The organism is Methyloligella sp. GL2, assembly GCF_013341275.1.
Classification (GTDB): Bacteria; Pseudomonadota; Alphaproteobacteria; order Rhizobiales; family Methyloligellaceae; genus Methyloligella.
In genome coordinates, this window is record NZ_CP054476.1 from 1,332,579 (window position 1) to 1,345,387 (window position 12,809).

Sequence of the window (12,809 nt, forward strand, 5' to 3'; positions counted from 1 at the left end):
TTCGGCAAAGCGTGGCGACGCAACGGCGATTTATCCCCGTAGGGCGTGTCCCCGATAAGTTGAGAAAAGGAATTTATACCTATTTCTGGCTGTGAATTGTCTGTCGGGCAATGGGGGAGACCTACAAATGTCGGTGCTGCGTATGATCGAAGGACATTCAGAGCGGGAGGCTCCGGAACCGGGGCCGAGCGCGCATGAGATCTTGGTCCGCCGGGCCGCGGAAGCGGCTGTGGCGCTGGTCTTCGAGGTGGATATGGATGCCTTGCGCGTTGCGACGCGCGGGCCGGCCGAGGCGGCGTTCGCCCGGCAGATCGCCATGTATCTGGCGCATGTGGTGTGCGGGCTAAGCCTCACTCAGGTCGGACGTGCCTTCGGCCGCGACCGCACCACGGTGGCGCATGCCTGCAGCCTGATCGAGGATCGCCGGGACGAGGCGGAGTTCGATTGCACGCTGACGCATTTGGAGAGCGCGGTGGCAGCGCTGCTGGATGCGACGACGCCGCGGCGGAGAGTGGCGTGAGCGGCGCGGGCAAGACGGACGAGGCGGGCGAAGCGGCAGCGCTACGCCTGCTGCATCGCCTGCGCGAGGCGGACGGGGTTCTGGTCCGGGAGGGCGATATGTTGCGCATCCAGCCGGGCGGCGCGGGCAAGCTTGCCGACAGGCGAGAGGTGACGCCGGGGCTGGCGCATTACTGTGTGGGCCGGGACTGGCTCGCCTTGCGGGGGCAGGTGCTGGTGCTGACCGAGGCGGGGCGGGCGCGACTCAGGCGGCAGCAGGCGGGCAATGACGATTTCCGCCAGCAGCATCAGATTCGCGGCTCGCGCGATGTGGAGATGGCGGGCACGCGGCGCCCGGTGGTGGTCAACGATGCGGAAAGTCCGCTCGGCTGGCTGCGCCGCCGCAAGGACCGCGACGGCAATCCGCTGATTAGCGCCGAACAATACGAGGCGGGGGAGCGCTTGCGCGACGATTATTGGTTCGCCCATCTCACCCCGCGGGTGACGGCGAGTTGGGGGGCGCTAGCGCCATCGGAAACGCGGCGCCGGGCTGCGCCGACCGATGCGGCGCAATTGCGGGACGACGTGCTGGCCGCCAAGCGGCGGGTGTTCAAGGCGCTGGAGGCGGCGGGGCCGGAGCTTGCCGGCGTGCTGGTGGATGTCTGCTGCGAGCTGCGGGGTTTGGAAGAGTCGGAGAAGGCGCAAGGCTGGCCGCAGCGCGCCGGCAAGGTGGTGCTGCAGATCGCGCTGACGCGGCTTGCCCGGCATTACGGGCTGCTCGCCGAGGACCGGCGCGGATATGGGCGGCTGAGCCATTGGGGCACGGAGGATTACCGCCCGACCATGGAGGCCTGGGCGGGGCCGAGCGATCCGTAGCAGATGCGGGCCGCCTAATGGACGGTGGGGGCGTCCTTCTGGACCCGGCCGGCATCCTCGCGGATGCGGCTCACCATGGCGAAGAGCCCGTTGGAGCGCTGCGGCGTGAGATGCTCGGTGAGCTTCAGCTCCGCCATCTTGGCTTGCGGATCGATCGTTAGGATCTCCTCGGGCGTCTTGCCGGAATAGAGCGCGAAAAGGATGGCGATTAGCCCGCGCACGATATGGGCGTCGCTATCGCCCTGGAAGAACAGGCGCGGCGCGCCGGAGCCGGCGTCGAGATGGGTGGCGAGCCAGACCTGGCTGACGCAGCCCTGCACCTTGTTGTCGGGATTGCGCTCGGCTTCGGGCAGCGGCGGCAGGGCGCGGCCGAGCTCGATCACGTAGCGGTAGCGGTCCTCCCAATCGTCGAGAAATTCGAAATCGGCGAGGATATCGTCGAACGAGGCGGTGTGCGCCTCGGTGGATGCTTCTGTGCTCATGGCCTCAATATAAGGGGATCGGCCGGTGCATGCGAGCCGGGACAAAAAGAAGGGGCGCACGCTGGGGACGAGGAGGGAAAGGGCTGACCTCCTCTGTTGCGTGCGCCCCGGGGCAGGCGGGGACTGCCGAAGTTTAAGCTTGCGGTCTTCGAAAGGCCGTCTTCGTGGACGGCCGGGGCGGGCGGTGCGTTCTGCGCCGCCCGGATGCGACGTCTCTTAGGTACCTTGTCTTAGGTTCCTTGTTTCAGGTCCCTTGCGGCTTGCGCCACTCCGGCAGCAGATCGGCCGGGGTCAGGGTGTTGTCCGAATTCGGATCGAACCCGGCCGGCTGACCTTTCGGTGCGACCAGAACGGTCGGCGCTTCGGCTTGCGCCGTCGGAGCGGTGGGATCGATCGTGGCGGTGCCCTGTCCAATGCTCTGGCCGTGCTCGTTGAAGAAGCTCATCACCATGTTGGCGCCGAACTCGGCCTTGGCCATGAAGATGTTGAAGGCATCCTTGCTTTTGATGCAGGCGTCCGGATTGCGCTGGCAGAAGCCGCTGACATCCTGGATGGCGGTCTGGGCCGTGCCCAGCACGTCGGTCTGCTGTTGCCGGTCGGTCGGCAGTAGCAGGATGATGATGACGATCCAGAAGGCGAATCGAATGAGAAACATGACTGTGCCCTTTATCCCTTACGGGGCCCTTCGGGTCCTTACGTATTCCCTCGGATAAGGTAGGTATACAGCCTCCGCGATAAGGCGGCGTCACTTTCGATCCTGCAATTTAAGCTGAGATTGAGCGGAATTTTCCTCAAATTTTATTTGTCTCGATTTTATGAGAACTTGAATAAAATTTTCGAGAGATTTGTCTAAAATTGAATCTATCTCGCCGAGCTAGCCGCGATAGACCTTGGCTTGCTGCCAAGGGGCAGATCCGGTGGATCGTGACGGCGATGTCATGCTTTCGAGGCGCCGAAACGGGTTTTGAGTCGTCGGCCGAAAATCCGCAACTGGGCCTTTGCCGCTTTATGCTTCTTTAAGTCAGCGGCTCCGATAATAGCCTAAATGAATCGGGGAGATAGCGGCGAACCGCTCCGGTATGCGTATAGTGAGTAATGAGAGTCTGCGTGGGTTTTCCGCCTATTTCGGTTCCCTCGTCAATGCATCGGTACGTGACGATCCGCTGTTAGCGGCACGCCATCAATCCTTCATCACCTCCCATATCCTGGGCGGCGTTCTGGCGCTGTGCGTGTTCCCCATCTATCTGGTGACGGTGGGCAAGCCCTCGCTGCTGGGCGCTTTCGTCTTTCTCTGGTTTTTGTCGCCGATCGCGATCGCCGTGTTCCTGTCGCGGACCGGTAAGTTCGCTGCCGCGCATCTGATCTCGGCGGGGAATTTCGTCGGGCTGATCGGGTTCTCGGCCTGGCTGACCGGCGGCATCACCTCGTTCCTGATTCCATGGATGGTGGTGGTGCCGGTGGAAGCGGCCATGGCGACGAACCGCAAGGTCGTGGCGTGGGCCGGCGCGTTCGCCTGCGCCGGACTTGCGGTGCTGGGGCTCGGCAGCGTTTTGGGTCTGGTGCCGGCGCCCTATGTGCTTCCCGTGCCCGCTTCGCTTCTGGCATTTGGCGGCGTGGTAACGGCGGTGCTCTACGCGGCCGGGATCGCGGTCTCGGTGCAGATGCTGCACAGCCGCTCGGAGGAAGTGGCTCGGCTCGGCGAGGAGCGTTACCGGCTGCTGGCCGAGAACGTGACCGACATGATCACCCGTCACGACGAGAAGGGGCGGGTGCTGTTCGCATCGCTCGCTTCCCAGCAATTGCTCGGTGTGTCTGGCGCCAATCTGATGGGCGGCGGTCTGTTCGACCGAGTACATGTGGCGGACCGGCCGGCCTTCCTGACCGCGCTGTCGCGGGCCTGTGCGCGCAACGAATCGATCGCCGTCGAATTCAGGCTGCGGCGCCAGCTCGCAGGCGCTGCGCCGGACTATATCTGGACCGAGATGCGCTGCCGTCCGATGCGGCTGGCGGATGGACGGCGCGACGCCAAAGGATCGATCATCGCGGTGACGCGCGATATCTCCGAGCGGAAACAGCAGGAGGCCGTGCTGCTGCAGGCGCGGGACCAGGCAGAGAGCGCCAGCCGGGCGAAGACCCAGTTCCTCGCCAATATGAGCCACGAGCTGCGCACGCCGCTGAACGCGGTGATCGGATTTTCGGAGATCCTCAATCGCGAGCTGTTCGGACGGCTGGGCGAGGATCGCTATCGCGACTATGCGCGGCTGATCCACGAGAGCGGCCAGCATCTGTTGCAGGTGCTGAACGACATTCTCGACATGTCGAAGATCGAGGCGGGCAAGTTCAACATCGTCAGAGAGCCGTTCGATGTGGCGTCGCTGCTGAAGTCTTGCGGCGAGCTGATGCGCACTCAGGCCGATCAGCGGGAAATCAATCTGGCGGTGGAGCTGCCGGAGGACATGCCGGAGCTTCTGGCCGATAAGCGCGCCTGCAAGCAGATGCTGCTCAACGTGATCTCCAATGCGATCAAGTTCACCGAAGCCGGCGGCACGGTGCAGGTGCGCGCCGAGGCGTGCCCCGATGCCATCGATCTCATCGTGAGCGACGACGGCATCGGCATTGCCGAGGAAGATGTCGTCAATCTGGGCAATCCGTTCGTCCAGGCCGACAATTCCTATAACCGCCGCCATGACGGGGCGGGGCTCGGACTTTCGGTGGTGAAGGGGCTGGTGCGGCTGCATGGCGGCCGGCTCGGGATCGAAAGCGCGCTGGGCCAGGGCACCACGGTGACGATCAGCCTGCCCAAGGACAAGGACGCCTCGCCCGAGGCGACCGAACGGCTGCCGAGACAGGCTTCCGCCGCGTAAAGCGCCAATTGGCGTTTTGTTTAACAACTCTTTAGCTTCGGCGATGACAATAGAGGCGGTAGCCGGATTGGCTGCTTCGTCTATGGGTCCTTACGTTCGCGTGTCTAAATGAGTTTTCTTTCGCGCCTGGTTTTCGTTGGCTTCATCGCCCTAACCGGCTTGATCACCTACAACGCGCTCTATCTGCAAGATGACCGTTCGGGTGCGAGCCGGATGGCGTCGCGGCTGCCGGAGGTGCAGCGGCAAGAGCTGCCGGTGCGCAAGCCAGCCCAGCCCGCGGCCGATACGACGACGACCGCCTCGACCCAGCCGCAAGTGCAGGAGGCCTCGACCGCTCTGGTGACCGCCATCGAGCGCGAGCTTTCGGTGCGCGGCTACGATACCGGCAATGGCGACGGCGTGGTGACCGATGCGCTGACCAATGCGATTCTCGCCTATCAGCGCGATAGTGGGCTGCCGGAGACGGGAACGCCGACCGACGGGCTCTTACGCAATATCGTGCTCGGGGTCAGCGTGGCCGACGCCGGCGGTTCCGGCACGGCGGGGGAGGCCAGCTCGTCGGAGGCGATCGTACGCGCCGTGCAAGAGACGCTTGGCGATCTCGGCTATGCGCCGGGCCCGATCGACGGCATGATGGGCGAGAATACGCGCAAAGCCATCATCGCGTTTCAGAAGGATCGCCGGATTGCGCAATCGGGTGAAATCACGCCGGCCCTGCTGGAAGAGATCGAGCTGGTCAGCGGGCGGCAATTCGCCGGCGGCGCGACCTATCGCTAGTTTCCGGATGCTTCGCTGATGCGGCTTCGCAGCGAAGTCTGGGTAAAGGCGTTTCTGCGCCGTCTGCAAGGCGAGGGCGTGCCGGCGGTGATCGTGCGCCGGGGCAATGCCGAAGCCGGGGCGATCTTCATCTGCATCAATTGCCTGGACGGAACGGCGCGGCTTTTCGGGCCGGCGCCGGCGGGACTTTCGGTGAGCGATACCGAGCGCCGCTTCACGCCGCTGCTCGGCGGGAGTCCGAAACCGGAACGGGATGTGAGCGAATATCTGATGCGCCAGGCGGAGTTCGATTCCGATATTTGGGTGGTCGAAGCGGAGGACCGGGCGGGGCGCAGCTTCCTGGAGGACTGGCTCGCGAGGGACGATTAGGGCGTGACACTGGTGCACCGGCTGCGGCAAAGACAAAGATTGGATTAAGGCGCCATTAACCATAGGCTCTGCGTAATGACCCTGGGACGCGCCGGTTTGCGCTTTGCAACCGGCATCAACGCAGGACCATGGAGAGCAGAAATGGGAAACATTCTGCAATTTCGCCTCCGCGAGGACGACAAGCCCGCAAGCGTGCGGGGCGCCGATGCGCCGCGCGGTGAAGTGGTGATTTTTCCCGGCGTCCGGATCGAACGGCACGAGACGTCCAAGCCGGCGGAGCAGCCCCGCCAGCGGGCACGCGAGAAATAATCCAGCTTAGCGCGGCGCTTGATAGGGATGGCAGGACGCCGCCTTGAGCGCCGTGTCGGCACGGGCGGCGTAGCTTGGGCCGGGAATAGGCGCGCGGATCAGAGCGATGCCTTCGGTTTCCGGCGAGCGCACAACGGCCACTTGCTCGGCGCCTTCCGGCGCATCGACGCCTTCTTCGATCACGTTCTGATCGGCCGTGGCGACGATCAGCTTGAGGTCGCGCCGCTTCAGATCGGCGCTGCCCACGGTGTAGAAATTCGCGCCGTCGGGCGAATAGAACGCGACCAGCCAGAGATCGCTGTCGGTCTTCGCGTTGAGCCGGACCGGCCCTTCGGCGAGGTCGAAGCGGCAGGCGGCATAGCGGATATCCGGTGCCATCATCGGCAGCACCGCTTCTTTCGGCGTGGCGGGGGGAAGCTGGATCAGCGTATTGGCGGGACCGAGCTTCTCGATCCGGTGCCACGCCGTCTTGGTGGCCAGAGCCGGCAGCGCCATCACCGCGAAGAGATGGATCAGCGCGGCGAGGAACAGGGCAAGCAGGCCAAAATAGAGAAGATGTCTCACCGGCATACCGTCCGTTCGATGGTGGGGAGACGCTCGGTGTCGATGGCGCCGATGCCGCGCTCGTCGGTCTCCGTCGGTTCGTAAATCCGCAGCAGCAAGGTGAGATCGCGGCCCGGGTCGGCGCCGGTGGGCAGCCAGTTCTCCGGCCGTGCGTTCTGCGCCAGGATCATCCGATAGCTGCCATCGGTGCGGCGCAGCACCTCCTCGCTATTGAAGCTATAGCGATCCGACGGGTTGGCGATCGGCCGCCCTTCGCCATCATAAAGCGCCAGCGACCACCAGCGCGCCTGGAGCGGCTGGCCGACGAGCAGATATTCGCAATCGGAGGTGAGGGGGCTGCCTTGATTGTCAGCGTCGGCGGAGAAGTAGCGCACCGTGGTGGAGGTGACCGGTAGGCGGCCGCTCTTGGCGAGATAGGCGCGGGTATAGAGATCGGCGTCCGGGTGGCCTTCCGACGGCCAGCTCATCCACGGGCCGGCATGCTCGGTGGCGTAGGGAACGCCGTGGCGGATGACGAGCAGAGCCGAGCCGATGCCGAGCGCGAGCGCCACCAGGAAGGCCGCAATTCCAAGAAGCAAGAAGCGCATTAAGGTCAGGCCGATTCGACGCTGGAAAGACAGGCGCAACCGGAAAGCGTGGCGCGCGGCTTGTCAAGCCTCGCGGGCGCTGCCGGGGATCGCGCCGGTTACGGGGAGGCCGTCCTGACTCGGTCGACCGCATCGTTCTCGGCGCGCTTATCGGGGGCGGGGCGTTGCGGCTCGTCGGGCGGCCAGGTTTCGGTGCGCTCGCTTTGCGGGCTGAGCGTCGGGGTTTCTTCCAGGAGCGTGCCGATGCGCTCCAGGATGGCGCGGGTGCCGGGCGGCATGTCTTTCAGATTGTCGTCGCTGGGGGCTGCGATGGGCTTGGTATCGATTGCGGAGGGCGCCATGGCGAGGCGTTGGCGCTCGGCCACCTGGCGCGGGTGCAGAGGCACGCCGGGGATCTGCGGGATGTTGTCCGTGTCGTGAGCCATGACCATGAAATTGTGCCAGGTCTCGGCCGGGAAGCTGCCACCGGTAACGCGGCCCATGGGGGTGAAGTCGTCATTGCCGAGCCAGACGCCGACAACGTATTGCCCGGTGAAGCCCATGAACCAGGCGTCGCGATAGTTGGAGCTCGTGCCGGTCTTGCCGACGCTGTTGGTGTAGTCGAGCTGGGCGCGGCGTCCGGTGCCGGCGACCACCACGGTCTGCAGCATGTTGTTGAGGGTGGCGACGGCCTGCGGATCGAAGATCTGCTTCAGCGGCGGCTCGTCCCGGTCGCGGGAATAGACCAGCTCGCCGGTCAGCGTCTTGATCTCCTCCACGCCATAGGGCTTCACGTCGAGGCCGCCGGAGGCGAACACCGCATAGCCGCCGGTATGCTGCAGCGGGGTCATGCCGGTATCGCCCAGCGCCATGGAGCAGGTCTTCTTCAGATGGGTGATGCCCATCTTCTTCATGTTGTCGAGAACGACGTCGCGGCCGACATCGAGGGACACCTTCACCGCGACGGTGTTGATGGAGCGGGCCAGGGCGGAGCGCAAGGTCATAGCGCCGCGATAGCCGCCGGAATAGTTCTTCGGCGACCAGCGCCCGCATTGCACATAGCCGTCGCGCACGATGGTGTCGGGCGTATAGCCGTGCTCCAGCCCGGCCAGATAGACATATGGCTTGAAGGAGGAGCCGGGCTGGCGATAGGCCTGGGTGGCGCGGTTGAACTGGCTTTCGCCGTAATCCTTGCCGCCCACCATGGCGCGGACCGCACCGTCGGATTCCATGGCGACCAGCGCGCCCTGGTCGAACCGCCGGGAGCGGCTGTAGCGCACCATGGTCTGGTGGATGGCCTGCTCGGCCATCTTCTGCAGCGGCACGTCGACGGTGGTGCGGGCGACGACGATATGCTGGGACTTGCCCTTGAGCAGCCGGCGCACCTCCTCGAAGGCGTAATCCAAGAACCAGTCGGGGGCGTAGAAATCGCTACGCTCGACGATCTTCGCCGGGTTCTGGCGGGCGCTATAGACTTGGCCCTCGGTCATATAGCCGGCCTCCACCATATTGCTCAGCACCTGATTGGTGCGGGCTCTCGAGGCGGCGAGATTGACATGGGGCGCATAGCGGGTCGGCGCCTTGAACATGCCGGCGAGCATGGCGCATTGGGCCAGGTTCAGATCGCGCACCGACTTGCCGAAATAATATTGCGCTGCCGCCTCGACACCATAGGAGCCGCCGCCGAGATAGGCGCGGTCGAAATAGAGCTTCATCAGCTCCTTCTTGGAGTAGTGGGCCTCCAGATAGAGCGCGATGAAGGCCTCCTTCACCTTGCGCGAGAGGGAGCGCTCCGGCGACAGGAACATATTCTTGGCGAGCTGCTGGGTGAGGGAGGAGCCGCCCTGCACCACGGAATCCTCGCGGGCATTGGCGACCATGGCGCGCAAAGTGCCGAAGATGTCGATGCCGAAATGCTCGAAGAAGCGCCGGTCCTCGGTGGCGAGCGTCGCCTTGATCAGGTTGTCGGGGATCTCCTCAAGCGGCACCGAATCGTCGCGCAAGAGGCCGCGATGGCCGATCTCATTGCCGTAGCGGTCGAGGAAGGTGACGCTGTACTCGTCGGAGAGGTTGATCTTGCCTTGGGCGATATCGAAGGCCGGGATGGCGAAGGCCGCCACGACCAGAAGGCCGGCAGTGCCCATGGTGAGGGATTCGCAGGCGAGCTCGTTCAGCACCTTCCAGGGGCCGCGCGCCTCGAAGCGTCCGAAAAACGTGGCGTAGGCGCTCATCCAATCGCGGATGCGCATCCAGGCGCCGTAAAGCCCCGAATCGATCCAGGCGTCGATGGCCAGCCAATCGATCAGCTTGCGCCGGCGCTTGCCGCCGAAAAAGTCCCGCATGTCTCAACCCAAGCCGAAGTTGTAAGCGAAAAAACCTATAGCGCGATTGCGGCGCTTTGTTGGGATTTTCTGAAAACTGCCAGAGGCTTCGAACCTGCTTCGAACCTGCCGGTGCGATACGCGGAGGCTCAGTTCTCGGCGTAGCCGGTCACCGTGCCGGCGGCGACATCGGCCGGATCGGCATCCGGGTTGAAGCCTTTATCTTGCATGCAGTTGCGGAAATCGCGCTCGGCGGAGCCGGGGCGCAGCCGCGAGAAGATCGACACCACGGATTTGATGCCGCGTTTGCGGGTTTCCGCCTCGCATTGGACCTTGGCGGCGGCGAGGGCTTCGGCCCGGGTCTTGGAGGTATCGCCGAGGATCTGGAACTCGTCGGTGGGGAGCTTGTCCTTGCTGCAGCCGGCGAGGCCGAGCCCGACGCCGGCCATGAGGGCGATACAGAGGCTCGCGCTCAGCGAAAAGCGGCGACGAGACGAGTGTTGAGGCTTCTGCGGCCCCATTTGTTTCAGACTGACTTTCGACAAGCGACTAGGTCCCCCAGCGCGCCCCTTTTTATAGAAGCATGCGCCTTTGCATGATGACAGCAGTTTCATGTTGGAGGCGGACTATTTCAGGGCAAATGCGCGGCGGGAAGAGGCATTGCGCCTCATTTAAGCGTTTTCGACGGGTTTTTGCCGGAGCGTTGCCGGTCTGCTGCAGACACCGAAACGTGAAGGGAGGAGGGCTGCGGCCGGATGTCGCGAAGGCCGCCGACAGGCTATGGTTGGCGGGGCGGGCAATGATGGAGGTGTCGCGATGAGAAATCGGGCGATGGCCGCGGCGACCCTCGCGGTGCTGCTGGCGGCGACGGGGTTCGGAGGCGCGGCGCGCGCGGCGGCGCTGTGCACCGATGGCGATGCGGAGACGAAGATCGCCTGCCTTTCGGACAAGGTGGCGGGCCTGGAGGCGAAGCTTGCCGAGGTGGAAAAGCAGCTGGCGGGCAAGGCCGAGGCGATGGACCCGGATATTCCGGGGCAGCGGCCGGATGACGATATCGTGCGCTTCAACTCGCCGGTCGCCTTGCGCAATCAGGATATGCGGATCTTTCCGCGCTGCCTGGACAATCCCGGGCCGGACAGCCCGAATCTCACCGCGGTGATGGCGACCTCATGCGCGCCGGCGGCGGGACAGACCTGGCATATTACGCGGCCTTCGCATTGAGGGGAGTTTGCGGTGGTAGTGGGCGGTTCCGCGGAAGTCAGGGAGGTGGTTAGTTGGGCATCCTCGTATCTTGATCAGGGCTAACGGTGGCATGATAGCTCCTTATGACGACGCCGATCACGACTCTGTTCGCTTTTACAATCGGATGGCACGGATAGTCGTAGCCTGGAGCCGGATTGAGCGCTCAGTCGATCTTATCCTTTATTCATCCCACCAGTTTTCGCCGAAGAATGGAAAGGCGATAGTCAGCTTTCGGGACAAGTGCCGTTGGCTAGTGAGGCTCTTTAGATCGTTGCCAGATCAAACTATCGGGGTAAATCGTGGTCGGCGATTAATTGCCGAACTGAAGCAATGTGCGGAGATACGCCACACACTAATTCACGGCTATTGTCACGGATTAGTACCCAATGAGCAGCCTCCTAGGATACATTTTCGCCGCGCGCGCTATAACCCAAGTGACGTTGAGCAGCACTCACTGCTCTGGACACACGACGAAATGTTCGAGTTCCTAGTGCGTGTCCAGAGATTGGACGGCGAAGCGTCACTAACACTGTTTGCGATAATTACGCACCAACGACGAAAAGCCGGATTGGCCCGTCCACCAGGTTACACTGATTAGGAAAAAAGTCCTAATTATGTCTTTGACTGCACAAATTGAGGCTGGCATATTAAGAGGGCGTGACAGGCCGGTTGGTAAGAGAGTGGTGGCGGGATAGTGGCGTCAAGTTGAACTTGACAAGGACATATGCGTTCGGTGCATGCTTTCTCACGCAAGTTTTGGTTGCGCTGGAGGTGGTCGGACTTGAACCGACGGGCCGGGACTGGGAAGAACCTACCCCGCAAACCTGCCACCCCCACACGACTTTGGAGCCCGGATCGGGACGCGAAACAAACCCGATCCTTCTCACCCGCTCCAGCTAGAGTTAGCGCACTGATTCCCTTTAGGCGGGCGAATCAGTGCGCTGCTCCCGCATCGACACAAGAACCTGTAATCGGTCCGACAACAAGCACTGCGGTTAGGTGGCCGCAGAAAACGTGGAAGACATCAACGAGATTCACAGGCCAGTGGAAAACTCTGTTAACGATTCCAAGAAAAGCTGTGAGGAAGAGAAGCCGAACGATGCCTTTTACAGGGTGATTCGGAACTTTCTAACTCGGGGAAAGGTTGCCGAATCCGCACCTAAGCCGGAGCGGTCCCAACCGCGTCGGTCGGAATAGAGGTAGTTATGGCCAAGCCACGTGAGAAAGCGCCGACGGTCAAGCTTCAGCCTAACGTGAGTAAGATCGTTGAAGCGATTTTGCACGTTGTGTCAGAGGCAGAAACGCGTCGAACATCGCTTACTCAATATGAGATCGTAAAAACGCTTTTTCTGGCCGATAAGGCTCACCTGAACAGGTACGGGCGGCCCATAACGTTTGACGATTACGTAGCGATGCGTGACGGGCCGGTCCCAAGCTTTGCGTATGATTTGCTGAAACGAAACCAATCAGCTGTGAAGCGAGCCGGGAACGATATTCCGTGGGAGCAATCAGAGCGCGTCGCTGGCGAGAGGGCACATCACTATCACTCGCCAGCACGGAAGCCAGACGAAAGCATCCTTTCACCAAGTGATTTGGTGGCACTCAGTGATGCCTTGGCTAGTGTAAAAGGTCTGTCATTCGGTCAAATCCGACGTCTCACCCACGAAGACCCGGCTTATTTGGATGCGTGGGAGGACGATGGAGAGCGTAAGCAATATCCTATGAGCTACGGCCTCCTCTTCGAAGTTCCAGACTTCGAGAAGGCAGAACGTATAGAGTTTTTATCCAAACATAATGTGCCGCATCGGTGACATCGTTAGGATTCACTGTCCTCAGACAGGATATCCCAAATACCATCTTTGCGTAAAAGAAGACTCTGCCGATTCAGCGGCGACCTTTCTCTTCATGAATTCGGAGGGTGGTTACGAGGATGACTATGAA

General features: G+C 62.6%; 14 protein-coding genes. 8 read left to right on the forward strand and 6 right to left on the reverse strand.

Features of this window, described 5'->3' with window-relative positions; all coding sequences use genetic code 11:
• Window positions 1-127: 127 nt before the first annotated feature.
• Together HT051_RS06260 and HT051_RS06265 are read left to right on the forward strand one after the other, a co-directional pair.
• Complete coding sequence (locus HT051_RS06260) at window positions 128-520, forward strand: helix-turn-helix domain-containing protein (protein ID WP_246810199.1); 393 nt, start codon at window positions 128-130, stop codon at window positions 518-520.
• Window positions 517-1,374 (forward strand): DUF6456 domain-containing protein, encoded by an 858-nt coding sequence (locus HT051_RS06265; protein ID WP_174541242.1) that lies wholly within the window; start codon window positions 517-519, stop codon window positions 1,372-1,374. The genes HT051_RS06260 and HT051_RS06265 overlap by 4 nt, the downstream gene beginning before the upstream one ends.
• A 14-nt stretch (window positions 1,375-1,388) precedes the next feature.
• Here the strand turns inward: HT051_RS06265 and HT051_RS06270 are convergent, their stop codons facing one another.
• Complete coding sequence (locus HT051_RS06270) at window positions 1,389-1,856, reverse strand: SufE family protein (protein WP_174541243.1); 468 nt, start codon at window positions 1,854-1,856, stop codon at window positions 1,389-1,391.
• 244 nt (window positions 1,857-2,100) lie between these two features.
• On the reverse strand, window positions 2,101-2,511 hold the full coding sequence (locus HT051_RS06275; protein WP_174541244.1) for a DUF5330 domain-containing protein: 411 nt from the start codon (window positions 2,509-2,511) through the stop codon (window positions 2,101-2,103).
• A gap of 424 nt (window positions 2,512-2,935) precedes the next feature.
• On the opposite strand from HT051_RS06275, the gene HT051_RS06280 reads away from it, so the two are divergent.
• The 4 genes from HT051_RS06280 to HT051_RS06295 all read left to right on the forward strand — a co-directional run bounded on the left by HT051_RS06280 (window position 2,936) and on the right by HT051_RS06295 (window position 6,175).
• The gene (locus HT051_RS06280; protein ID WP_174541245.1) at window positions 2,936-4,720 is read left to right on the forward strand and encodes a PAS domain-containing sensor histidine kinase; all 1,785 of its coding nucleotides are present in this window, start codon (window positions 2,936-2,938) and stop codon (window positions 4,718-4,720) included.
• A 108-nt stretch (window positions 4,721-4,828) separates the two neighbouring features.
• Window positions 4,829-5,497 carry a peptidoglycan-binding protein gene (locus tag HT051_RS06285; protein ID WP_174541246.1) on the forward strand — a complete coding sequence of 223 codons (669 nt, stop codon included), beginning with the start codon at window positions 4,829-4,831 and terminating at the stop codon, window positions 5,495-5,497.
• An 18-nt stretch (window positions 5,498-5,515) separates the two neighbouring features.
• Entirely contained in the window at window positions 5,516-5,866 is a 351-nt protein-coding gene (locus tag HT051_RS06290; RefSeq protein ID WP_174541247.1) for a DUF1491 family protein, read from the forward strand.
• Between the two features lie 141 nt (window positions 5,867-6,007).
• On the forward strand, window positions 6,008-6,175 hold the full coding sequence (locus HT051_RS06295; protein ID WP_174541248.1) for a hypothetical protein: 168 nt from the start codon (window positions 6,008-6,010) through the stop codon (window positions 6,173-6,175).
• Between the two features lie 6 nt (window positions 6,176-6,181).
• On the opposite strand, the gene HT051_RS06300 is transcribed toward HT051_RS06295, so the two are convergent.
• The 4 genes from HT051_RS06300 to HT051_RS06315 form a co-directional block, all read right to left on the reverse strand.
• Window positions 6,182-6,739: a DUF1254 domain-containing protein gene (locus tag HT051_RS06300; RefSeq protein ID WP_174541249.1), complete on the reverse strand. Its 558-nt coding sequence runs from the start codon at window positions 6,737-6,739 to the stop codon at window positions 6,182-6,184.
• The gene (locus HT051_RS06305; RefSeq protein ID WP_174541250.1) at window positions 6,736-7,317 is read right to left on the reverse strand and encodes a DUF1214 domain-containing protein; all 582 of its coding nucleotides are present in this window, start codon (window positions 7,315-7,317) and stop codon (window positions 6,736-6,738) included. Before HT051_RS06305 ends, HT051_RS06300 begins: the two co-directional genes overlap by 4 nt.
• Window positions 7,318-7,424: 107 nt before the next feature.
• On the reverse strand, window positions 7,425-9,647 hold the full coding sequence (locus HT051_RS06310) for a transglycosylase domain-containing protein (RefSeq protein ID WP_174541251.1): 2,223 nt from the start codon (window positions 9,645-9,647) through the stop codon (window positions 7,425-7,427).
• Between the two features lie 128 nt (window positions 9,648-9,775).
• Complete coding sequence (locus tag HT051_RS06315) at window positions 9,776-10,075, reverse strand: hypothetical protein (RefSeq protein WP_174541252.1); 300 nt, start codon at window positions 10,073-10,075, stop codon at window positions 9,776-9,778.
• A 367-nt stretch (window positions 10,076-10,442) separates the two neighbouring features.
• Here HT051_RS06315 and HT051_RS06320 point away from each other — a divergent pair, with 367 nt between their 5' ends.
• Together HT051_RS06320 and HT051_RS06325 are read left to right on the forward strand one after the other, a co-directional pair.
• Entirely contained in the window at window positions 10,443-10,847 is a 405-nt protein-coding gene (locus HT051_RS06320) for a hypothetical protein (RefSeq protein WP_174541253.1), read from the forward strand.
• 1,226 nt (window positions 10,848-12,073) lie between these two features.
• Complete coding sequence (locus tag HT051_RS06325) at window positions 12,074-12,679, forward strand: Panacea domain-containing protein (RefSeq protein WP_174541254.1); 606 nt, start codon at window positions 12,074-12,076, stop codon at window positions 12,677-12,679.
• Window positions 12,680-12,809 lie beyond the last annotated feature (130 nt).

What these genes read in the sequence shown, in the direction of transcription:
- HT051_RS06260 (WP_246810199.1), top strand. Translation starts at nt 128, where the DNA reads ATGTCGGTGCTGCGTATGATCGAAGGACATTCAGAGCGGGAGGCTCCG.
- HT051_RS06290 (WP_174541247.1), top strand. Translation starts at nt 5,516, where the DNA reads ATGCGGCTTCGCAGCGAAGTCTGGGTAAAGGCGTTTCTGCGCCGTCTG.
- HT051_RS06295 (WP_174541248.1), top strand. Translation starts at nt 6,008, where the DNA reads ATGGGAAACATTCTGCAATTTCGCCTCCGCGAGGACGACAAGCCCGCA.
- HT051_RS06280 (WP_174541245.1), top strand. Translation starts at nt 2,936, where the DNA reads ATGCGTATAGTGAGTAATGAGAGTCTGCGTGGGTTTTCCGCCTATTTC.
- HT051_RS06325 (WP_174541254.1), top strand. Translation starts at nt 12,074, where the DNA reads ATGGCCAAGCCACGTGAGAAAGCGCCGACGGTCAAGCTTCAGCCTAAC.
- HT051_RS06270 (WP_174541243.1), bottom strand. Translation starts at nt 1,856, where the DNA reads ATGAGCACAGAAGCATCCACCGAGGCGCACACCGCCTCGTTCGACGAT.
- HT051_RS06315 (WP_174541252.1), bottom strand. Translation starts at nt 10,075, where the DNA reads ATGGCCGGCGTCGGGCTCGGCCTCGCCGGCTGCAGCAAGGACAAGCTC.
- HT051_RS06275 (WP_174541244.1), bottom strand. Translation starts at nt 2,511, where the DNA reads ATGTTTCTCATTCGATTCGCCTTCTGGATCGTCATCATCATCCTGCTA.
- HT051_RS06310 (WP_174541251.1), bottom strand. Translation starts at nt 9,647, where the DNA reads ATGCGGGACTTTTTCGGCGGCAAGCGCCGGCGCAAGCTGATCGATTGG.
- HT051_RS06320 (WP_174541253.1), top strand. Translation starts at nt 10,443, where the DNA reads ATGAGAAATCGGGCGATGGCCGCGGCGACCCTCGCGGTGCTGCTGGCG.
- HT051_RS06285 (WP_174541246.1), top strand. Translation starts at nt 4,829, where the DNA reads ATGAGTTTTCTTTCGCGCCTGGTTTTCGTTGGCTTCATCGCCCTAACC.